The 20939-nt window shown below is 59.1% G+C and carries 19 protein-coding genes and 1 riboswitch; of the genes, 14 read left to right on the top strand and 5 right to left on the bottom strand.

Features of this window, described 5'->3' with window-relative positions:
* Positions 1-112: 112 nt before the first annotated feature.
* A complete protein-coding gene (fadE, locus tag I6L40_RS16550) occupies positions 113-2569 on the bottom strand; it encodes an acyl-CoA dehydrogenase FadE (RefSeq protein ID WP_216994600.1) in 2457 nt (818 codons plus the stop codon).
* A 255-nt stretch (positions 2570-2824) separates the two neighbouring features.
* On the opposite strand from fadE, the gene lpcA reads away from it, so the two are divergent.
* The 3 genes from lpcA (at position 2825) to I6L40_RS16535 (ending at position 4962) form a co-directional block, all read left to right on the top strand.
* Positions 2825-3403 (top strand): D-sedoheptulose 7-phosphate isomerase, encoded by a 579-nt coding sequence (gene lpcA, locus I6L40_RS16545; RefSeq protein ID WP_033114978.1) that lies wholly within the window; start codon positions 2825-2827, stop codon positions 3401-3403.
* 134 nt (positions 3404-3537) lie between these two features.
* Positions 3538-4329 (top strand): class II glutamine amidotransferase, encoded by a 792-nt coding sequence (locus I6L40_RS16540; protein WP_216994599.1) that lies wholly within the window; start codon positions 3538-3540, stop codon positions 4327-4329.
* 297 nt (positions 4330-4626) lie between these two features.
* The gene (locus I6L40_RS16535; RefSeq protein WP_071910911.1) at positions 4627-4962 is read left to right on the top strand and encodes an Hpt domain-containing protein; all 336 of its coding nucleotides are present in this window, start codon (positions 4627-4629) and stop codon (positions 4960-4962) included.
* Between the two features lie 29 nt (positions 4963-4991).
* Here the strand turns inward: I6L40_RS16535 and yvcK are convergent, their stop codons facing one another.
* Entirely contained in the window at positions 4992-5906 is a 915-nt protein-coding gene (gene yvcK, locus I6L40_RS16530) for a uridine diphosphate-N-acetylglucosamine-binding protein YvcK (protein ID WP_071910913.1), read from the bottom strand.
* Between the two features lie 116 nt (positions 5907-6022).
* Between yvcK and I6L40_RS16525 the strand changes: the two genes are divergently transcribed.
* Both I6L40_RS16525 and I6L40_RS16520 read left to right on the top strand, forming a co-directional pair.
* Entirely contained in the window at positions 6023-7207 is a 1185-nt protein-coding gene (locus I6L40_RS16525) for an FIST signal transduction protein (RefSeq protein ID WP_041208741.1), read from the top strand.
* Positions 7208-7222: 15 nt separating this feature from the next.
* Positions 7223-9319, top strand: coding sequence for a PAS domain-containing hybrid sensor histidine kinase/response regulator (locus I6L40_RS16520; protein WP_071910915.1), 2097 nt, complete (start codon positions 7223-7225; stop codon positions 9317-9319).
* A gap of 247 nt (positions 9320-9566) precedes the next feature.
* On the opposite strand, the gene I6L40_RS16515 is transcribed toward I6L40_RS16520, so the two are convergent.
* The 3 genes from I6L40_RS16515 to narQ form a co-directional block, all read right to left on the bottom strand.
* A complete protein-coding gene (locus tag I6L40_RS16515) occupies positions 9567-10142 on the bottom strand; it encodes an LON peptidase substrate-binding domain-containing protein (RefSeq protein ID WP_033114984.1) in 576 nt (191 codons plus the stop codon).
* A gap of 103 nt (positions 10143-10245) precedes the next feature.
* Positions 10246-10884, bottom strand: coding sequence for a two-component system response regulator NarL (narL, locus tag I6L40_RS16510; protein ID WP_033114985.1), 639 nt, complete (start codon positions 10882-10884; stop codon positions 10246-10248).
* Positions 10884-12596 carry a nitrate/nitrite two-component system sensor histidine kinase NarQ gene (gene narQ / locus I6L40_RS16505; RefSeq protein ID WP_041208739.1) on the bottom strand — a complete coding sequence of 571 codons (1713 nt, stop codon included), beginning with the start codon at positions 12594-12596 and terminating at the stop codon, positions 10884-10886. The genes narL and narQ overlap by 1 nt, the downstream gene beginning before the upstream one ends.
* An 84-nt stretch (positions 12597-12680) precedes the next feature.
* Positions 12681-12821, top strand: a riboswitch (molybdenum cofactor riboswitch).
* Between narQ and moaA the strand changes: the two genes are divergently transcribed.
* From moaA to moaB, 9 genes are all read left to right on the top strand, one after another.
* Complete coding sequence (gene moaA / locus I6L40_RS16500) at positions 12809-13804, top strand: GTP 3',8-cyclase MoaA (RefSeq protein WP_071910917.1); 996 nt, start codon at positions 12809-12811, stop codon at positions 13802-13804. Its footprint overlaps the riboswitch before it by 13 nt.
* A gap of 238 nt (positions 13805-14042) precedes the next feature.
* Positions 14043-14576, top strand: coding sequence for a ferredoxin-type protein NapF (gene napF, locus I6L40_RS16495; RefSeq protein WP_071910919.1), 534 nt, complete (start codon positions 14043-14045; stop codon positions 14574-14576).
* A 13-nt stretch (positions 14577-14589) separates the two neighbouring features.
* A complete protein-coding gene (locus I6L40_RS16490) occupies positions 14590-14847 on the top strand; it encodes a chaperone NapD (RefSeq protein ID WP_033114988.1) in 258 nt (85 codons plus the stop codon).
* Between the two features lie 154 nt (positions 14848-15001).
* Entirely contained in the window at positions 15002-17491 is a 2490-nt protein-coding gene (gene napA / locus I6L40_RS16485) for a nitrate reductase catalytic subunit NapA (RefSeq protein ID WP_071910921.1), read from the top strand.
* Between the two features lie 14 nt (positions 17492-17505).
* Positions 17506-18240 (top strand): ferredoxin-type protein NapG, encoded by a 735-nt coding sequence (gene napG, locus I6L40_RS16480; RefSeq protein WP_071910923.1) that lies wholly within the window; start codon positions 17506-17508, stop codon positions 18238-18240.
* Positions 18237-19112: a quinol dehydrogenase ferredoxin subunit NapH gene (gene napH, locus I6L40_RS16475; protein WP_216994598.1), complete on the top strand. Its 876-nt coding sequence runs from the start codon at positions 18237-18239 to the stop codon at positions 19110-19112. Before napG ends, napH begins: the two co-directional genes overlap by 4 nt.
* The gene (locus tag I6L40_RS16470) at positions 19112-19567 is read left to right on the top strand and encodes a nitrate reductase cytochrome c-type subunit (RefSeq protein WP_033114992.1); all 456 of its coding nucleotides are present in this window, start codon (positions 19112-19114) and stop codon (positions 19565-19567) included. The genes napH and I6L40_RS16470 overlap by 1 nt, the downstream gene beginning before the upstream one ends.
* 11 nt (positions 19568-19578) lie before the next feature.
* Positions 19579-20172 (top strand): cytochrome c3 family protein, encoded by a 594-nt coding sequence (locus I6L40_RS16465; protein ID WP_042031377.1) that lies wholly within the window; start codon positions 19579-19581, stop codon positions 20170-20172.
* Positions 20173-20430: 258 nt separating this feature from the next.
* Positions 20431-20937: a molybdenum cofactor biosynthesis protein B gene (gene moaB / locus I6L40_RS16460; RefSeq protein WP_216994597.1), complete on the top strand. Its 507-nt coding sequence runs from the start codon at positions 20431-20433 to the stop codon at positions 20935-20937.
* The last annotated feature ends 2 nt before the right edge of the window (positions 20938-20939 follow it).

The following is a 20939-nucleotide window of genomic DNA, read 5'->3' as shown; positions in this document are numbered from 1 at the left end:
TTGCGGGCGAGAACACGGGGAAGGGCGCTGGTCGGGGGAGCTGGTGCACGCTGTTGCAGGCATGAAATAAAAAACGCCTCCACAAGGGAGGCGTTGTCAGAATGCCTTGATATCAGGCGGCGCGATGGTAAGCCGAGGCTTCAAACAGCTTCTTGTTGGCTACCAGATCGATGGGGTCAAAGTCATCGACGTTGATGGTGCGCAGGCGACTTACTTCGGCGCGGCGCAGCAGCTCCGCTTCGCTCTGGCTCAGCACGCCAGCCGCCAGACCGATGTCGGCCACCTTGTCCAGAGCCAGGAAGGGGCGCTTGATGCCGTCAGCCTTGCACACCTTGTCAAACAGCGGCTCGGCAGCCAGCACGTCATCGAGCGCCTGTTCCAGCAGACCGAAGGGGTTACCCTCTTCGCGGGTCAGGTACTGGCCCTTGGCCAGGCGGCTGCGGGTCTCACTCGGAGTTTGCAGCAGGCGGGCAACCTGGTTGTCCAGCTTGTCGCTCGGACGCTTCATGTCGCGACCCAGCGGCAACACCACGGCGCGCAGGGCGAGGCCAATCCAGCGGTTCGGGAAGTTGCGCAGCAGCTCGTCGATCGCCTCTTGTGCCTTGAACAGAGCATCTTGCAGCGCCCAGTGCAGCAGCGGCAGGTCGGCCTGCTGGCGTCCCTCATCCTGATAGCGCTTGAGGGCGCTGGAGGCCAGATAGAGCTGGCTCAGCACGTCGCCAAGGCGGGCGGAGACCCGCTCCTTGCGCTTGAGCTCACCACCCAGGGTGCTCATCGCCATGTCTGACAGGAAGGCCAGGTTGGCAGAGAGGCGGGAGAGCTTCTGGTAGTAGCCTTTGGTCTGGTCGCCATAAGGTGCTGCGGCAAAGCGGGCGCCAGTCACACCCAGCCAGAAGCTGCGTACCAGGTTGCTGATGGCAAAACCGACGTGGCTGAATACCGCTTTGTCGAAGTCCTTGAGGGCCTGCTCCTGATCCGGGTGGCTGGCCGCCAGCATCTCCGGCAACACGTACGGATGGCAGCGGATGGCGCCCTGACCGTAGATGATCATGCTGCGAGTCAGGATGTTGGCCCCTTCCACCGTCACGGCGATGGGGGCACCCTGATAGCCACGAGCCAGATAATTGTTGGGGCCCATGCAGATGGCCTTGCCGCCGTGGATGTCCATGGCATCGATGATGCACTTCTGGGCACGGTCGGTGAGGTGGTATTTGACGATGGCGGAGATGACCGAGGGCTTCTCGCCAAGGTCGATACCGGTCACGGTCAGGTTGGCTGCAGCGCCCATGATATAGGCGTTGCCGCCGATGCGGGCCAGCGGCTCTTCAATCCCTTCCATTTTGCCGATGGGCAGCTTGAACTGGCGACGGATGCGGCTGTAGGCACCGCTCGCCAGGGCCAGCATCTTGACACCACCGGTGCTGTTGGAGGGCAGGGTGATGCCGCGGCCTACCGACAGACACTCGACCAGCATGCGCCAGCCCTGACCGGCCATGGCCGGGCCGCCGATGATGAAATCGAGCGGGACGAACACATCCTTGCCCTGAGTCGGACCGTTCTGGAACGGCACGTTGAGCGGGAAGTGGCGACGCCCAATGCCGACACCCTTGATGTGAGTAGGGATCAGAGCGCAGGTGATGCCGAGCTCTTCCTCGTCACCCAGCAGGTGCTCGGGGTCACGCAGTTTGAAGGCGAGACCCAGGACGGTGGCGATGGGGGCGAGGGTGATGTAGCGCTTGTTCCAGGTGAGGCGCATGCCGAGCACCTCTTTGCCTTCCCACTCGCCTTTGCAGACGATACCGAAGTCGGGGATGGAGCCGGCATCAGAACCCGCTTCCGGGCTGGTCAGGGCGAAGCAGGGGATCTCTTTACCTACCGCCAGGCGGGGCAGGTAGTAATCCTTCTGTTCGTCAGTGCCGTAGTGCTGCAGCAGTTCGCCCGGGCCCAGCGAGTTGGGTACGCCGACGGTGGAGGCGAGCACGGCGCTGGCGCCGCACAGTTTTTGCAGGACGCAGGACTGGGCGTAGGCCGAGAACTCCAGACCGCCATATTTCTTCTTGATGATCATGGCGAAGAACTTGTTGTCCTTCAGGTATTGCCACACCTCGGGGGAGAGATCCGCGCGCTCGTGGGTCACTTCCCAGTCGCTGACCATGCGGCAGACGGTTTCTACCGGGCCGTCGAGGAAGGCCTGCTCTTCGGCAGAGAGGGTACTGACCGGAATGGCGTGCAGTTTTTTCCAGTTCGGGTTGCCCGCGAACAGATCGGCTTCCCACCAGGTAGTACCCGCTTCAATCGCCTCTTTCTCGGTGCGAGACATCTCCGGCATGATCGATTTGTAGAGTTTGAACAGCGGCTTGGTTATCTGGGTGCGGCGAAATTCCACCAGGTTGAGCGGGATGGCGATCACCGCAAACAGCGCCCAGACCAGCAAGGGCACATGACCATAGATAGCACCAAGCACCAGCGTCGCGCCGGTGACCAGGGTGGAGATGAACAGGGATGTCCGGCGGTAGGCCAGGGCTCCGATAACCAGGATCACCCCGATCAGAGTGAGGGTCGTCGTCATTGCTTGCTCCTTGCGTGAAAGATTGCCAACGTGGCGTCACTGATCCAGAGGTCAGACCTGTTGGATGTGGCCCCTGTTGTAATTCATACGCACAAAGTTATCAAGCTGTTTACATCTTCATTACCTTGTGACTGTGATCCCCGTAACGCTCGTGGCAACAGGGTTGTGTTGCAGGGGGAGGGGGCGACTCCGGGATTGGCTTGTGCGAGAATAGCGGTGACTTACACGCACACTAAAAACAGTGGAAGAGACATCATGTACCAAGAATTGATCCGCAACGAACTGACTGAAGCTGCCAGCGTGCTGCAGGCTTTCCTGGCTGACGAGCAGAACCTGAAAAACATTGAAGCGGCTGCCAAGCTGCTGGCCGACTCCTTCAAGGAGGAGGGCAAGGTGCTCTCCTGCGGCAATGGCGGCTCCCACTGCGATGCCATGCATTTTGCCGAAGAGCTGACCGGTCGCTATCGTGAGAACCGCCCGGGTTACGCCGGTATCGCCATCTCCGATCCGAGCCACCTCTCCTGTGTCTCCAACGATTTTGGCTATGACTACGTATTCTCCCGCTATGTGGAAGCGGTCGGCCGTCGTGGCGACGTGCTGCTCGGTATCTCCACCAGCGGTAACTCCGGCAATATCATCAAGGCCATCGAAGCTGCCCGTGCCAAGGGGATGAAAGTGATCGCTCTGACCGGCAAGGATGGCGGCAAGATGGCCGGTCTGGCCGACATCGAGATCCGGGTGCCGCACTTTGGCTATGCCGATCGCATTCAGGAAGTGCACATCAAGGTGATCCACATCCTGATCCAGCTGGTCGAAAAAGAGATGGCCAAGTAATCGGCAACTTGTCGATAAAGGAGCAGGGAGGAGTACCAGTGATACACTCCTCTCTGCTCTTCTAATCCGGGGTTTGCTGGCCAGCCCGAGTGCGAAGCCAGTTGTTATGTAGTCAAGGAAGGGGGCATCCGGATATGTGCGAACTGCTCGGCATGAGTGCCAATGTGCCGACCGATATCTGTTTCAGTTTTACCGGCCTGATGCTGCGTGGAGGCAAGACCGGCCCCCACAAGGATGGCTGGGGCATTACCTTTTACGAAGGGAAGGGCTTTCGCACCTTCAAGGATCCCGAACCCAGCGCCCAGTCACCCATCGCCAGACTGGTACAGGCGCTGCCCATCAAGAGCTGCGCTGTCGTCAGCCATATCCGCCAGGCCAACCGTGGCTGCGTCTCGCTGGAAAACACTCACCCCTTTACCCGCGAGCTGTGGGGCCGTTACTGGACTTTTGCCCACAATGGGCAGCTCACCGGCTACAAGAAGTTGCCAACCGGGCGACATCGCCCGGTGGGAGACACCGACAGCGAACACGCCTTATGCTGGCTGCTCGACCGGTTGGAGCAGAAGTACCCCAAGCGTCCCGCCAACTTTCCCGCCATGTTTCGCTACATGGCCACCTTGTGTGATGAGCTCAGGGGGCTTGGGGTATTCAACATGCTGCTCTCGGATGGGGAGTATGTGATGACCTACTGCAGCAATAACCTGCACTGGCTGACTCGCTGCGCGCCGTTTGGCGAGGCGAGTTTGCTGGATGAAGAGGTGGTGATCGATTTCCAGAGCGAGACCACACCCAACGATGTGGTGACGCTGGTCACGACGCGGCCGCTGACTGGCAATGAGAACTGGATCAAGATGGCCCCCGGCGAATTCAATCTGTTCCGGCTTGGGGAGCGGGTGGCGACTAACCAAATCAGCGTCACACCATAAAAAAATACCAGGGTAGAAAACTACCCTGGTTCTTCGCAGCAGCCATAAAGGCAAAAAGGGATGAGAGGTGTTGCTGAGCAATATCACTCTGACAAAACGAATTGTTATCTAATTGTTAATTTACGGCAACTTTTTTGTATCTTTTGCCATTTGCACTGTATCGATAGTGAGAGATCTCTCACGTTTTCCACCTTGGAGCTCACTTCATCATCAGAGGAATAACGGCTGTGCAGGCGATCTTGTTGATGGAATTATCTATAGTATGGTCTGTTTGAATACCTTTCAGGGGAGGCACACATGGAGTGGGTAGATCGCAAGGTATTGCAGCAGTTGGCCGATGACATTGGTCAGGAGATGTTGCCGGTGGTGATCTCTGTCTTTATCGAAGAGGTGGGTGAGCAGTTGGGTCAGCTCAGGCCACTCTATGAGCGGGGCGATTGGGCACAACTGGCCAGAGTGGCCCACAGCATGAAATCATCCTGTGGCAGCTACGGCGCCATGCCCAGCTACCAGCAGGTGATGGCGCTGGAGATGGCCTGCAAGCAGGCCGATGCCGGTGAAGCGGGGCGTCAATTGCAAGAGTTGGAGCACTCCCTGCCCCAGGTTCTCTCTTTCCTCGCAACCTATCAGTGAGGCTGTTTGGTTCGGCGCATGCAGATTAATCAGCGTGCGTTGAGCAGATGCTGGATCACTCTGTCCAGCGCAAGTTTCAGCTTCAAGCGATCGTGGCGGTGAGGCAGTTCGCTCTCCCCCAACTCCGCCTCGATCAGTTTGCCTTGCCACTCCCCTGCTCCTCCGGCCTCGCTGGGGGCGAGGATGGCGTCAATCCGTCCCTGACCTATTCTTGATTCCAGCCAGCGACACTGGCTCTTCAGATCAAGCTGGCCAGCTGGCCCTTTCTCCGCTACCAGATTGCAGATAAAGACCACCATGGCGTTGCTCTCGTTGATGGCCTGGGCGATCTCGGCCAGCAGCAGGGGGGGCATGATGGAGGTGAGAAAACTGCCCGGCCCGAGGATGACCATATCCGCCTGTTGCAGCGCCTGTACCGCCTCTCTGGTGGCCTGCACTTCGGGCATCAGGCCAAGAGAGAGCGGTGGGGAGGCGAGCTGGTCAATCGAGACCTCTCCGAGGATCCGGGTGCCACACTCCATGTTGGCGCAAAGATCGGTCGGAAATTCAGACATGGGTAACAATTGTGACTCGATTTTGAGCATGTCGCTGATCAGCTTGATAGCATCAAGAGGACGGACACAGAGGTTATCGAGTGCCAGCAGCATCAGGTTGCCGAGGTTATGTCCCGCCAGTTCGCCCCGGCCGGCGAAGCGGTATTCAAACAGCATGCTGCCGATGCTGGGATCGGTCACCAGCTGATTGAGGCAGTTGCGAAGATCGCCCCAGGCGATGCAATCCTGGCTCTTGCGCAGGCGTCCGGTGGAGCCACCATCATCTGTTGTGGTGACTATGCCGGTCAGGCGTTGACCCAAGAACGAGAGGGATGAGAGCACTCGTCCCATACCGTGGCCACCACCGATGGCTACGACCCGCTCGAAGTCATTGATGTTTTTCTGCCACATGAAGGCATCCTGTCATTGGTCTCAGTTGACCGCTATATTAGCAAGTGAATCGAGGTAATTGTTTGATAAGGGTATGATTTTTGCTTGCGGTTGGCATCCGTTAATACGACAAGGAGATGGTGTTGAAATTTCTGACCGTTCACTCCCTCGCTGAAAGTTCAGCGCTGGCGGCTCAAGAGATCTGTGCGCGACTGCGCCACCATTCCATGCAGGCTCCCTCCCTGTTGCTGATCTATTTTACCGAGGCCCATGAGGGCGAGATAGTCTGTTCCGAGCTAAAACGCCAATTCCCGACCACCCGTTTTCTGGGGTGCAGCTCCTGCGGTGGGGTGATGACCGAGGTGGGCCATCATGCCCGACAGGGATATGGTCTGGCTGCGGCGGCATTTTACGATGAGGCGGGTGCCTACGGCATAGCAGGAGCCAGCGGTAGTCAGGTTGATGTGCGGCAGTTGCTGCGTCGCGCCATGAGTGACTGTGGCCGACCCGGCGAGCTGCCCCAGCTTATCCTCTTTCATGCCAGCCCCGGCCAGGAAGAAGGTCTGCTGGCCGGCATTGAGGCAGAATTGGGCGCATCCGTACCCGTGGTCGGCGGCTCTGCGGCCGACAACAGCGTTAGCGGCAACTGGCAACTCTGTTGGGATGAGTCGATGACCCGCGATGGCATCGTGCTGGCGGTGCTCTATCCCGATTGCCAGCTCGCGTTTCAGTTTCACTCCGGCTACGTCCCCGCCGAATGCAGCGGCGAGATCACCGCCTGCCATGGGCGGGAGGTGCTGACTATTGATCACCAGCCTGCCGCAGAGGTCTATGCCCGTTGGTGCGGGCGCGAGTCCCCCTGGCCTGTGGGCCCCATCTTGCGCGAAACCACGCTCAATCCACTGGCTCGTCAGGTGGGCTCCCTCGATGGTATTCCCTATTACAAGCTCTCTCATCCGGAGGCGGTTACCGAGCAGGGAGGCTTGCGCCTCTTTACCGACGTGGCGCCGGGCGAACGGTTGCTCCTGATGTACAGCAGTCAGGAGGGATTGCTGCAACGTAGCCTCAATGCAATCCGGATCGAGCCGGGCTATGGTGTCGATGTTGAATTACAGCCTATCGGCGCGCTTATCATCTTTTGTGCTGGTTGTCGTTTGGCGCTTGGTGATATGTTGTGCGAGTTTGTCGAACAGAGCCGTGCTCGTCTCGGCAAGATCCCTTTTATCACTCCCTTTACGTTCGGCGAGCAGGGGCGGCTGCCCCACGGTGAGCTGGCTCACGGCAACCTGATGGTATCGAGCGTGATCTTCCTGACCCGTTAGAGAACAGGCAACAAGATGATTGGCAACAGCGAACTGGAAGCCCTGGGCGACAAACTGCAGACCACTCTGGTCGATCTGATGCGTTGTCGTGAGCGCGAGGCCAAATACCGGCATGAATCCCAGACCCTGCTGAGCGGGGTAGCGACACTGGCCGATGCCCAGACGCCGGAGCAGGTGCTGGAGAGCCTCATCCAGGTGCTCAAGCCCTTTATCGGATTTGAGCATGCGGATGTGGTGGCTTGGGAAGGAAAAGCAGGGGTCACCCATCTCACTACCGATCCTGTGGAGCAGGGGCGTAACTGGGCCATGACACCGGCATTTGGCCGGGCGATTGCGGGAGAGACGCTGGTGATCTACGACCCTTCCCAGTTGCCGGAGCTGGCGGATCTCGCTGCAGTTCCGGGATGGGCGAGCCTGATGCTTACCGGGCTGCAGGCCCCAGGATTCAGTGCCACCATCATCTGTCGACACTCCCGTGCCGGCACGTTCGATCTCACCAGCAAGGCGGCGATGCAGCGCTGCCGCCCGCTCATCTCGCAGGCACTGGTCAACATCACTTATCGGGCCCGATTGCAGGAGCAAGTTGCGGCCAAGACCGAGGCGCTGCAGGCCAGCAAGCGCCGTTTTCGCAGTTTTGCCGCCATGGCATCGGACTGGTTTTGGGAGACGGATGCCGAGCACAGACTCAGCTACGCCTCCGAGCCCGGCTATCTCGATGAGCAGACGCCGCTCTCTACCCGGCCGACCCTCTATGACTATGTTTGCAACAAGGGCAGCCGGGAAGCCAACGTCTACCTCGAATTGCTGGAACAGCGTCAGCCGGTTCGCGCAGTGCGAATGCAGGTCGCTCTGCAGGGAGGACCTTGCTGGATGGAGGTGAGCGCCGAGCCGAGCTTCGATGAAGAGCGCAACTTTATCGGCTATCGCGGCACTGCCCGGGACATCAGCAGCCAGATCCGGCGTGAGGAGGAGCTGGCTCGGGCGCGGGACGAAGCCGAGGCGGCCAACCGCGCCAAATCCCAGTTTCTGGCCATGATGACCCACGAGATCCGCTCTCCGATGAATGCGGTGCTGGGCATGCTCGATCTGTTGCAACATGCCGAGCTGGCACCAGATCAGCAGAGCCTGCTGCGTCACGCGACCCACTCGGCCAGATTGCTGCAAACCATCATCGACGATGTGCTCGACTTCTCGAAAATCGAATCCCAGACCCTGGTATTTCACTGCGAGACGATGCAGACAGAACGCCTCTGCCAGTCGCTTATCGAGCCGCTGCAGGCAAGGGCCGATGCCAAGGGGATCGAGTTGTGCTGTGAAGTAGACGATGTGGTGCCCGGGGAGTTACAGGGAGATCCGATGCGGCTCTCCCAGGTGATTGGCAATTTGCTCGACAACGCCCTCAAATTTACCGATGAGGGGAGGGTGACCCTGCGGCTGAGTTGGCATGAGGATAAATTGCGGGTTTCGGTGAGTGATACCGGGATCGGGATTGCCCCGGAGGATCAGGCCCAGCTTTTTGAACCCTTCTCGCAGGTTGATAACTCGGCAACCCGTCGCTTCTCGGGGACCGGCCTGGGCCTTGCCATCAGCAAGCGGCTGGTTTCCCTGATGGGTGGGGAGATCCGGCTGGAGAGTGAGCCTGGCAAGGGGAGTTGCTTCTGGTTTGAGCTCAGCAACATGGCGCTGCCCTGTCACTGCCAGCCAGCGCGGGAAGAGAGTGCTCCCGCCCTGCAGCCGCTCGATGTGCTGGTGGTGGAGGATAGCCCGGTCAATCAGCTGGTGGTGTCACTGATGCTGCAAAAACTGGTGAGCCATGTCCGGTTGGCCGTCAATGGGCTGGATGCGCTGGCGCAAGTGGAGCAACAGCAGCCGGATCTGATCCTGATGGATATGCGGATGCCGCAGATGGATGGGCTGGAGGCGACCAGACGGCTGCGGGAGATGGGTTACACCATGCCCATCGTCGCGTTGACGGCCAATGCGATGGCAGAGGACAAGGCCTGCTGTCTGGCGCAGGGGATGGATGATTTTCTCGCCAAGCCGATCACCTTGTCACGGCTGCGTGACTGCTTGCAACGACACTTTGGTCAGCGTTTGCCGACGCGCGGATAAAAAAATGGTCAACTTTGTGGGTTGACCAGATCTTCAGCAAATACTGAAGAGAGCACGGGATAAATCGGGTTGTACAAATCTATATGAAAAATCTGTGCCAACTTTTAAATGACTCTTTTATGTTCAATTTGGCCGTTTAGCGCAGCGGCTCTCTCTTGTTATGGCTTGTTGTGTTACTACTCATTTGCAAAATGCGAATTTTCGATTTTCATTGTTGGAATAATTGCATTTTGCAAAGCTGTTTTTGTCATTGTGAAATCAGGCGATGCAGGAATTTGCGAGCCGCTTCGCTGTTCTGTTTGGCTATCAGCATCTGCTTTTCATAAATCGGCATCGGCAGGATTTCGAGCCAGCGCTGACAGAGCCAGGCTGCATCTTCAAAGCGCTTCTCCGGGTAGAGTTCATCAAGTTCCGGATATTGCTCGAACACCTCGCGCAGGCGGTTCACCAGCAATTTGTCGTGGAAATCGGAGTGGGTGCTGGGCCAGTTGGGCAGCGTTTCCACTTTGGCGCGACGCAGTCCCAGCTCGTCGGTCTCCATCTCGTGGATGCAGAAGCGCTCCAGCCCCAGTACGGTGATCCCCAGCATCCCATCGTTCAGGGTGTAGAAGTCGGTCACCTTGACCCGGGTACCGACCGGCAGGATGCGACCTGCTTGTCCCGAGGTAGTCGACTCTTCCATCACGATGCCAAAGCCCTGATCGTTGATGAATGACTCTTTGAGCATCTGCAGATGACGGGGTTCGAACAAACGCAGAGGCAGCTTGCCGCCCGGGAGTATGTGGGAAGGCAAGGGGAACAGGGCCAAAGGTTGCAGTTTCATGTTCCATCCTCCATTGAGTAGTTGCTGAATAGGTCAATGCAGCGACTGTGCCAGAGAATGAAAAAAGCCACCGGAAGGTGGCTTTTCGGGCGGTTGAGGGCGTTTAGTTACGCTGCTCAAGATACATGACAGCCGCTTCCACGCGGCTCTGCGCCTCGAGTTTCTTCAGCAGGCTCTTCACGTGAACCTTGACTGTTCCCTCGGAGATATGGAGCACGGAAGCGACCTGTTTATTGGAGAGGCCTTTTGCAATTTCACGCAGGATTTGCATTTCGCGACGCGTTAAGCTCTCAAGCTTCTGCTGCAGGTGATCCAGCTCGTAGATATTCTCGAGGTAGGGGCGCAGCGGCTCGCTCAGGATCTGCTTGCCGGTCATCACGTCAGCCAGTTGGGCCAGCAGCAGATCCGGTTCGGTGTCCTTGAGCAGGTAGCCATCGGCACCGGCCTTGAGCAGGGCTACTACATCCTGGCGGGCATCGGAGACAGTCAGGATGACGACCCGGGAGGTGACCTCTTCGGCCCGCAGTGCCTTGAGGGTATCGAGACCGGAGAGCCCTTTCATATTGAGGTCGAGCAGGATCAGGTCCGGCTCGGACTCCTTGGCCAATGCCACGGCGTCAGTACCGTTGGAGGCTTCACCGATCACCTCCATGTTCTCTTCCAGAGCCAGTAACTGCACAATCCCTTTGCGCATCAGGGGATGGTCATCTACGACCAAAACACTGTATTTCATCTCGTCCATCAGGCGTCTCTCGCTAGACTGGTGGGAAAAGTCAGATGCACACGGGTGCCTTGTGGCTGCTGTTCGTTGATGGTCAACAGGCCGTGCAGTTTGTTGGCGCGTTCGTTCATGATACTCAAGCCGTAATGGTTGATCGCCGAGCTGGCGAGTCCAATACCGACACCGTCATCTGAAATCTGAACCTCGATGTTACCACTGGCGAGGGTCTCACAGCTAACATCAATCACTTGCGCATTGGCATGTTTGATGGCGTTGAGCACTGCCTCACGGATCAGCTGCAGAATATGGATGTGCTGGCCCGCTTCAAGATCCGAGTCAGCCAGACCGTAGTGGAACCGGATCTCGGCGTTGGTCTGGGGCTGTAACTGATCGAGCATCACCCGGATCGCTTCACCGAGATTGGCGTCCCCTATGGTGAGGCGGAAGGTACCGAGCAGCTCGCGCAGCTGGGTGTAGGCGTTGCTGAGCCCTTCGTCGATCTGCTGCATCGCCTCCTGTGCCTTATCCTGTTGCCCCTTGGCGTAGGAGCGTTTGAGCAGGGTGGACTGGATCTTGAGGTAGGAGAGAGCCTGCGCCAGCGAGTCGTGCAGCTCGCGGGCGATGACGGCCCGCTCCTCCATCAGCAGCAGCCGCTGGTGTTGCAGCAGGGTCTGATCCTTGTGCAGCACCTGGGCCAGCAACATGGTGAAGTTTCTGATCAGCCGCTCGTCAATGGGGTGCTGACTGATGATGTCGAGCCGGCCAAACTCCTGATCATCCATCTGCAGATAGAAACTGGCTACCGCATCGAGATCGCCGGGCCAGCCGGTTCGCCCGGAGGTATAGACCGGCATGGCGTTATTTTCGAAGCGGGTCAGCCGGATGTAATCGATATGCTGGTGGGCTGCCGCCCTGTCCAGCAGCTTGATGAGGGTGCGGGTGCTGAGCGGTGCTGCGTGCAGCTTCTGGGCCGTGCTGTAGAGGAAGGAGAGAGTGTCGTTGGCCTGTTGCAGCTTGGCGGTTTTCTCCTCCACCTTGTTCTCGAGCTCCCGATAGAGCTTGCCCAATTCGTCGGCCATGGTGACAAAGGCACGCGACAGTTCCCCCAACTCGTTTTCACCGTGGCTGGGCAGTTGCAGATCGAAATCCTGGCGCTGGATCTGGCGGGCACAATAGACCAGCTGATTGAGCGGGGCGACCACCTGCTTGCGGGTAAAGCGCACCGTAAACCAGGCGATGAGGATGATGGCGAGCAGACCGAGCCCCTCAGCCAGTGCCAGCATCCGTACCTTGAACTCGACGTGGTACTGCATCTGATTGACGAAATTGTCGATGGCCGCCACAAACTTCTCGGTGTTGTCGGTGTAGCGTCTGGGGGTGCTGTTTTCGATGTGCTGACGCATCTCCTGCCACTGATCGAGCACTTCGCCATAGGTGCGGCGCAGGGAGGCAGGAGTGATCCAGCGCTGGGTCTCCTGTAGCTCTGCGGCGTGCAGCGTCTCTTCAAACTGGGAGAGACGGCCCAGTACACTCTCGCCCCGCTCGATTTCGTAAGCCATCCGGTAAGCCTGCATCCGCAGCGAACCGGAGAGGTTGATCGCCTTGGCATCGGGTACCGAGTAGAAGAGGGTGACCATGGCAACGACCGCAATAAGGCTGGCCATGAAGAGGATCAATACCATGGCGCGCCCGATGGCGCTGCTGACCGAATGGACTCTGAATCTGTGTCCCATGCTCATGTTGATATTGACCTCTGAATTGTGACAAGGCGTCGTCAAGATGCGTGGGAGTGTACTCCAACTTGTGTTAGCATCGAAAAACTAGATGAACTCCGAGCGGTTCTGCCTAAGTCCTTGGGATAGGGGAGAACCAGCCGTCAGCCGATGTTCGAGCTGTAAGGGTCAGGAAAGAAATGCCCTGGCCTCCCGTATTTGGAAAGGTGTTTATGTTGCCTCTTGAAGATGGTTTTTCCCGTCGTTTTTACTATTTGCGTCTCTCGGTGACCGATGTGTGCAACTTCCGTTGCACCTACTGTCTGCCGGATGGTTATCGCCCTCCAGAAGGTCACAAGGGAGGACGAAAATCCTTTCTCTCGCTCGATGAGATCCGCCGCGTAGTGCATGGCTTTGCTGCCATGGGAACCCGCAAGGTGCGAATTACCGGCGGCGAGCCCTCCTTGCGTCGTGATTTCACCGAGATCGTCAATGTGATCGCGACCACGCCGGGCATCGAAAAAATCGCCATGACCACCAACGGTTATCGCTTGAAAGAGCGGGCCCGCGAGTGGTTTGACGCCGGGCTCAATGCGCTGAATGTCAGTGTCGATAGCCTGGACCCGCGCCAGTTTCACCAGATCACCGGTGAGAACAAGCTGGCGGAGGTGATGGAGGGGATCGAAGCGGCGCTCGCCGCCGGTTTCAAATCGGTGAAGATCAATGCGGTGCTCCTCAAAGGGCTGAACGACTATCAGCTGGAGGCTTTCCTCGGCTGGATCAAGCACAAGCCCATCGAGCTGCGCTTTATCGAACTGATGCAGACCGGCGAGATGGATACCCTGTTTCGCGATCACCATGTCAGCGGTGAGGGGATAAAGCAGCGCCTGCTGGAGAGTGGTTGGCTGCAGCAGCTGCGCGGCAAGGATGACGGCCCGGCGCAGGTATTCATGCATCCGGAGTCGCAGGGTGGGGTGGGTCTCATCATGCCCTACAGCAAGGATTTCTGTGCCGGTTGCAACCGGCTGCGAGTCTCTTCGGCAGGAAAGTTGCACCTCTGTCTGTTTGGCGACAATGGGGTCGAGCTGCGGGATCTGCTAACTGCAGACGAGCAGCAGGAGGCGCTGCAGCAGCGGATTCGTTCTGCCCTGAGCGGCAAGAGTGCCACCCACCGTTTGCACGAAGGCAATGCCGGAGCAACCCCTCACCTTGCTTCAATCGGTGGCTGACCACAAAAATAGCCATTGATTAAATAGCAATCCTCATATGGAGGTATTTTCATCGATACCTCCCTTTTTGTTCTGCGCCAAGGCTTTGATCTGGCGCAAAAATCCCCCCTGTTTATCTCCCTGGTGGTATATCCCTTAACTTGTCAGGGCCGCAATATACACCCACCCTTATAATTGGTATCGAAAATGCCAATCAAGGACTCGTGCCGCACCCTTCATCACTGAAACGGGAGTCAATATGCCGGAAGAGATCGATCTTGCCCGCCGTGGCCTGTTTCGGGGCCGCTTGCGGGTTGCCGAGCCTCCGGTGCAACTGCCCTGGTCGGTGGCCTGGTCGCAATTCTCGGCCGGATGTACCCGCTGCGGTGATTGTCTGGCCGCCTGCCCGGAGCAGATCCTGATCAACGGAGAGGGAGGTTTCCCCACCGTCGACTTTCAGCGCGGCGAGTGCACCTTTTGCGGTGACTGCGTTGCCGCCTGCAAGGAGCCGCTGTTTCGGCCAGCATCGGAGACGCCTTGGCAATACAAGGCGTCCATTGCCGCCAACTGCCTGGCCAATGGTCAGGTTTATTGCCAGCGTTGTCAGGACAGCTGTGAACCGCGGGCCATTCGCTTTATTCCGACACTGGGGCGGGTACCCACCCCGGTCATTGAGCTGGATAGCTGCAACGGCTGTGGTGCCTGTGTGCAGGACTGCCCGGTTGGCAGCATCAAGGTGGATGGCTCGGCGGCCAGTGCACAGAAGAGTCAGAATGAATCAGGCATTGAATGACCCGGGAGTCACAATGAGTCAGGAGTTTCATGTTTCGAGTCTGGTGGTGCTGACCCAGCCCACCTTGCGTCACCAGCTCGCAGAAGAGATTGCGGCCCTCGACGGTGCCGAGATCCACGCCGTCACCGACGAAGGCAAGCTGGTGGTGACCCTGGAAGGGGCAAGCCAGCGGCCGATCATGGCGGCCATCGATGCGATACAGGCGATGCCGGGCGTGCTCTCTGCCGCCCTGATTTACCATCAGTTCGATGAACTCGATGCCCAGCAATGAATAAGGTGCCGTGAAGTCGGGTCTCCATGATCTGACTGAGTGGTTTCTAGTTGATGCGATAAAAACGAGGCACTGGTATGCGGTTCGTAGCCTTGAGCGAGCGCCAGTTAAATACACTCGATAACTTACGCGACAAGCAATGCGAGGATATGTCATGAAGCTGAGTCGACGCGACTTTATGAAGGCCAACGCGGTGGCGGCTGCCGCTGCCGTGGCCGGTGTCAGTGCCCCCACCCTGGCGGCCAATCTCATCACCAGTACCGACAAGACTGCCATCCACTGGGATAAAGCGCCTTGCCGCTTCTGCGGTACCGGCTGCTCCGTGCTGGTCGGTTCCCAGGATGGCCGTGTCGTGGCGACTCAGGGCGACCCCGATGCGCCGGTCAACCGTGGCCTCAACTGCATCAAGGGCTACTTCCTCTCCAAGATCATGTACGGTCAGGATCGCCTCACCCAGCCGATGCTGCGGATGAAGAACGGCAAGTTCGACAAGGATGGCGACTTCGCTCCCATCAGCTGGGATCAGGCCTTCGACATCATGGCCGAGAAGTTCAAGGCCACCCTCAAAGAGAAGGGGCCGACTGCCGTTGGCATGTTCGGTTCCGGCCAGTGGACCGTTTGGGAAGGTTACGCCGCCGCCAAGCTGATGAAGGCCGGTTTCCGTACCAACAACATCGACCCCAACGCCCGCCACTGCATGGCCTCCGCGGTCGTCGGCTTTATGCGTACCTTCGGTATGGATGAGCCGATGGGCTGCTATGACGATATCGAGCAGGCCGATGCGTTCGTGCTGTGGGGCTCCAACATGGCCGAGATGCACCCCATCCTCTGGTCGCGGATGTCCGATCGCCGTCTCTCCAATCCGGATGTGCAGGTGCACGTGCTCTCCACTTTCGAGCACCGCAGCTTCGAACTGGCGGACAACGGCATTGTATTTACCCCCCAGACCGATCTGGCGATCCTCAACTATGTCGCCAACTACATCATCCAGAACGACAAGGTGAACTGGGACTTCGTCAACAAGCACACCGTGTTCAAGAAAGGTGTCACCGACATCGGTTACGGTCTGCGTCCGACCAACCCGCTGCAGCAGAAAGCGAAGAACCCGGACAGCGGCGATGCCACTCCGATGACCTTCGAGGAGTTTGCCAAGTTCGTGGCCGACTACGATGTTGAGTCGGTCTCCAAGCTCTCCGGCGTCTCCAAAGAGAAGCTGGAAAAGCTGGCCAAGCTCTATGCCGATCCGAGCAAGAAAGTGGTCTCTTACTGGACCATGGGTTTCAACCAGCATACTCGCGGTGTCTGGGCCAACAACCTCTGCTACAACATCCACCTGCTCACCGGCAAGATCTCCGAGCCGGGCTCTGGCCCCTTCTCCCTGACTGGCCAGCCTTCAGCCTGCGGTACCGCGCGGGAAGTGGGCACCTTTGCCCACCGTCTGCCAGCCGACATGGTGGTGACCGATCCCAAGCATCGCGCCATTGCCGAGAAGATCTGGAAACTGCCGGAAGGCACCATCCCGGAGCAGGTGGGTTACCACGCCGTGCTGCAGGATCGCATGCTCAAGGATGGCAAGCTCAACGCCTACTGGGTGATGTGCAACAACAATATGCAGGCCGGTCCCAACATGAATACCGATCGTCTGCCTGGTTATCGCGACCCGCGTAACTTTATCGTGGTCTCCGACCCGTACCCGACCGTTACCGCCCAGGCCGCTGACCTCATCCTGCCCACCGCCATGTGGGTGGAGAAAGAGGGCGCCTACGGCAATGCCGAGCGCCGCACCCAGTTCTGGCACCAGCAGGTGAAGGCACCGGAAGGGGCCAAGTCCGACTTGTGGCAGCTGATGGAGTTCTCCAAGCGCTTCAAGGTTGAGGAAGTGTGGCCTGCTGAACTGATTGCCAAGATGCCGGAAGTGAAGGGCAAGACCCTGTTCGACGTGCTCTATGCCAACGGTCAGGTCAACCAGTTCCCGAAAGAGCAGAGCAAGGGGATGCTGAACGACGAAGCCGAACACTTCGGTTTCTACGTCCAGAAGGGTCTGTTTGAGGAGTACGCCACCTTTGGTCGTGGCCACGGTCACGATCTGGCGCCGTTCGATCAGTACCACGAAGCGCGCGGTCTGCGCTGGCCGGTAGTGGATGGCAAAGAGACCCTGTGGCGCTATCGCGAAGGGTTTGACCCCTATGTGAAAGCGGGCGAGGGGGTGCGCTTCTATGGCAAACCCGATGGCAAGGCGGTCATCTTCGCCCTGCCGTTCGAACCCGCCGCCGAGTCGCCGGATAAAGAGTACGATCTGTGGCTCTCCACCGGTCGCGTGCTGGAACACTGGCACACCGGTACCATGACCCGCCGGGTGCCCGAGCTCTATCGTGCCTTCCCGGATGCGGTGCTCTTCATGCACCCGGACGATGCCAAGGCCCGTGGCGTGCGTCGTGGTGAAGAGGTGATCGTCTCCTCCCGCCGTGGCGAGGTGAAAACCCGGGTCGAGACCCGTGGTCGCAACCGTCCGCCCAAGGGACTGGTCTTCATGCCCTTCTTTGATGCGAGCCAGCTGGTCAACAAGCTGACCCTGGACGCCACCGATCCGCTCTCCAAAGAGACCGATTACAAGAAGTGCGCCGTCAAGGTGATGAAGGCCTGAGGCGGGGAGTCGAGATGAGTCGTAGTCGTCGCCAGTTTCTGGCCGACATGGCCAAGGGGGCTTGCGGTGTGAGCCTGCTTGGCGTGGGGCTCGGCGGCATGGCCCGCCAGCAGGTGCATGCAGTGCCGGCTCAGGCGCTGCGTCCCCCTGCCGCCCTCGACGAAGCTGAGTTCCTCGGCGCCTGCGTGCGCTGCGGACTATGCGTCGAGGCGTGCCCCTACGACACCCTCAAGCTCGCCCGGCTGTTTGACCCTGTGACCACCGGCACCCCTTATTTCAAGGCGCGCGCCGTCCCGTGCGAGATGTGTGATGACATCCCTTGCGTGGTGGCCTGCCCGAGCGGGGCGCTGGATCAGCAGATGACCGATATCGATCAGGCGCGGATGGGGGTCGCAGTGCTCATCGATCACGAGACCTGCCTCAACTATCTCGGTTTGCGTTGCGATGTCTGTTATCGGGTCTGCCCGTTGATCGACAAGGCGATCACCCTGGAGCTGCAGCACAACCAGCGCACTGGCAAGCACGCTATGTTCTTGCCCACGGTGCACAGCGATATCTGTACCGGCTGTGGCAAGTGCGAGCATGCCTGCGTACTGGAAGAGGCAGCCATCAAGGTGGTGCCCCGTCAGCTCGCCAAGGGGGAGCTGGGTCATCACTACCGGCTTGGCTGGGAAGAGAAGGCGAAGGCGGGCAAGTCGCTCATTGGCGACAGGCTCACTCTGCCAACCCGTAAACCGGAGGGACTATGAGTCGTTATCCGGGGGCCGAGGCGCGCATCAAGCTGGGGTGGTGGCGTTCCCACCGTTTCCTGCTGCTGCGCAGGCTCAGTCAGTTCGGTGTGCTCGCATTGTTCCTGCTGGGGCCGCTGGCGGGTGTCTGGATCCTCAAGGGCAACCTCTCCAGCTCGCTGTTGCTGGAGACGGTGCCGCTCACCGATCCGCTGACCCTGCTGCAATCGGTGGTCGCAGGCCATTGGCCCATCTCCACCCTCTGGCTGGGGGCAGCCATCGTGCTGGTCGGTTACTGGCTGGTCGGGGGGCGGGTGTTCTGCTCCTGGGTCTGTCCGGTCAACCTCATCACGGATGCGGCGGCCTGGCTCAGGGGGCGGCTTGGCCTCAAGGGCAACGGTCAGTTCAGCCGTGCTACCCGTTACTGGCTGCTGGCTATGGCGCTGGTGGCACCGGCGGTGACAGGCGTGCTGGTGTGGGAACTGGTCAACCCGGTGTCGCTCGCCATGCGCGGTCTGCTGTTTGGCATGGGGGCGGGCTGGGCTCTGCTGGTGGTGCTGTTCCTGTTCGATCTCTTCGTGGTTGAGCGGGGCTGGTGTGGTCATCTCTGTCCGGTGGGGGCCTTCTATGCCCTGCTCAACCGGGTCGGATTCATCAAGATTTCTGCCAAGGGGCGCGAGCGGTGCAACAACTGTATGGATTGTTATGCGGTCTGCCCGGAGCGTCCCATCCTGCGCGGCCCCGTTCACGGTGCCAAGCGCGGTCACGGGCCCTTGATTGTGGCTCAGGAGTGTACCAACTGTGGCCGCTGCATCGATGTCTGCGCGGAACAAGTTTTTGAAATCACTGTAGGTTTTGCCATCAAGGCAGAAAAAACGTCGGAGAACACATAATGAAAAAGCTGATTGGAGCAATGCTGGCCTGCCTGATGGCGGGTTCCCTGATGGCGGCCGTCCCCGAGATCACCAACAGCACCGGCGGGCTCAAGTCCGAGCGGGGCGCCACCGATCTGGTGACCGATGCCAATGCCGCACCCATGAAGAATTTCCGCAAGGATGGCGAGCCCTATGATCGCCAGTACATGCATCAGCCGCCGCTGATCCCCCACGATATCCGCAACTACGAGGTGGATACCAAGGTCAACAAGTGCCTGGCTTGTCACAGCTTCAAGAATGCCAGTGCCATGAAGGCCCCCAAAATAAGCCCGACCCACTTCGAAACCCGCGATGGCATGACCCTGGGCGAAGTGTCGCCGCGTCGCTACTTCTGCCTGCAGTGCCACGTGCCGCAAGCGGATGCCAAGCCGCTGGTGGGGAATACGTTCAAACCGGTTGAAGCGCTGAACTGAGGAATCCATAGATGAAATTACCCGGCTTTATCCAGCGTCTGTGGATCACCTTCAAGTCCCCCTCCAAGGCGGCCCTCTGGGTGCTGTTGCTGATGGGCTTCTTTGGCGGCGTTATCTTCTGGGGCGGTTTCAACACCGCCATGGAGGCTTCCAACACCGAAGCCTTCTGTACCAGCTGTCACGAGATGAAGGACAACGTGTTCGAGGAGTATCGCGACACCATCCACTACTCCAACCGCTCCGGGGTGCGCGCCAGCTGCCCTGATTGCCACGTACCGCATGAGTGGACCTACAAGATCATCCGCAAGGTGCAGGCTTCCAAGGAGCTGTGGGGCATGATCACCGGTAAGGTGGACACCCGCGAGAAGTTCGAGAGTCACCGCCGCGAGATGGCGGAGCGGGAGTGGCAGCGGATGAAAGAGACCGATTCGCGCGAGTGCCGCAACTGCCACAACTTCGAGTACATGGACTTCTCCCTGCAGGGGCAGCGTGCCGCCAAGATGCACTCGGCCAACCTCGGCAAGGAGGGGCAGGCCACCTGCATCGACTGTCACAAGGGGATTGCGCACCAGCTACCCGACATGACCGGGGTGAAAGGGTTCTAACCAAGCAGTTCAGGCCGGGGCAACCCGGCCTGTGTTTTTGGGCGTGCCGCAACAACTCGGCATATCTGGGACAAGCATCAGATTTGTGAGTCTTTTAAATCCCATATCTCGTGAAACCTTTGATAGAATCAGCCCGCCGTCAAACGCTTGAGCAAGTAGTCCACTCTGTCCACACCGGTTCTGGTGGTGGCGGATGGCCTCTCATACTCTCTTCTCTTCCTACCTCGTTGACGGCCCATAGCCACAAGGAGCTGCCCGATGGGACAGAAAAACAACGCATTCATTCCCCTCAAGATCGCCGTGCTGACGGTTTCCGACAGCCGCACCGCCGCCGATGACAGCTCGGGGGACTATCTGGTCTCCGCCCTGACTGAAACGGGCCATCAGCTGGCCGATCGCGCGCTCTGCCCCGACAACCTGTTTCGTATCCGCGCTCAGGTAAGCGACTGGATCGCCGATGAGGGGGTGCAGGTGGTGCTGGTCAACGGCGGTACCGGCTTCAACGAGCAGAACCGGGTGCCCGAGGCGGTCGGCGTGCTGTTCGAGCGCACCGTTCAGGGCTTTGGCGAACTGTTCCGCCAGCTCTCCTTTGCCGAAATCAGGGGTTCCGCCATGCAGAGTCGCGCGCTGGCGGGTTTGGCCAATCGCACCCTGATCTGCTGCCTGCCGGGCTCTACCGGCGCCTGCCAGCTGGGGTGGGAGAAGCTTATCCGCGATCAGCTCGATGCCCGCACCAAGCCGTGCAACTTTGTCTCCCATCTTTGAGG

The sequence above is a fragment of the Aeromonas sp. FDAARGOS 1410 genome, from assembly GCF_019048745.1.
Classification (GTDB): domain Bacteria; phylum Pseudomonadota; class Gammaproteobacteria; order Enterobacterales; family Aeromonadaceae; genus Aeromonas; species Aeromonas jandaei.
The sequence above is the reverse complement of the archived record's forward strand: the minus strand, read 5'-3'. Positions and strand labels throughout refer to the sequence as shown.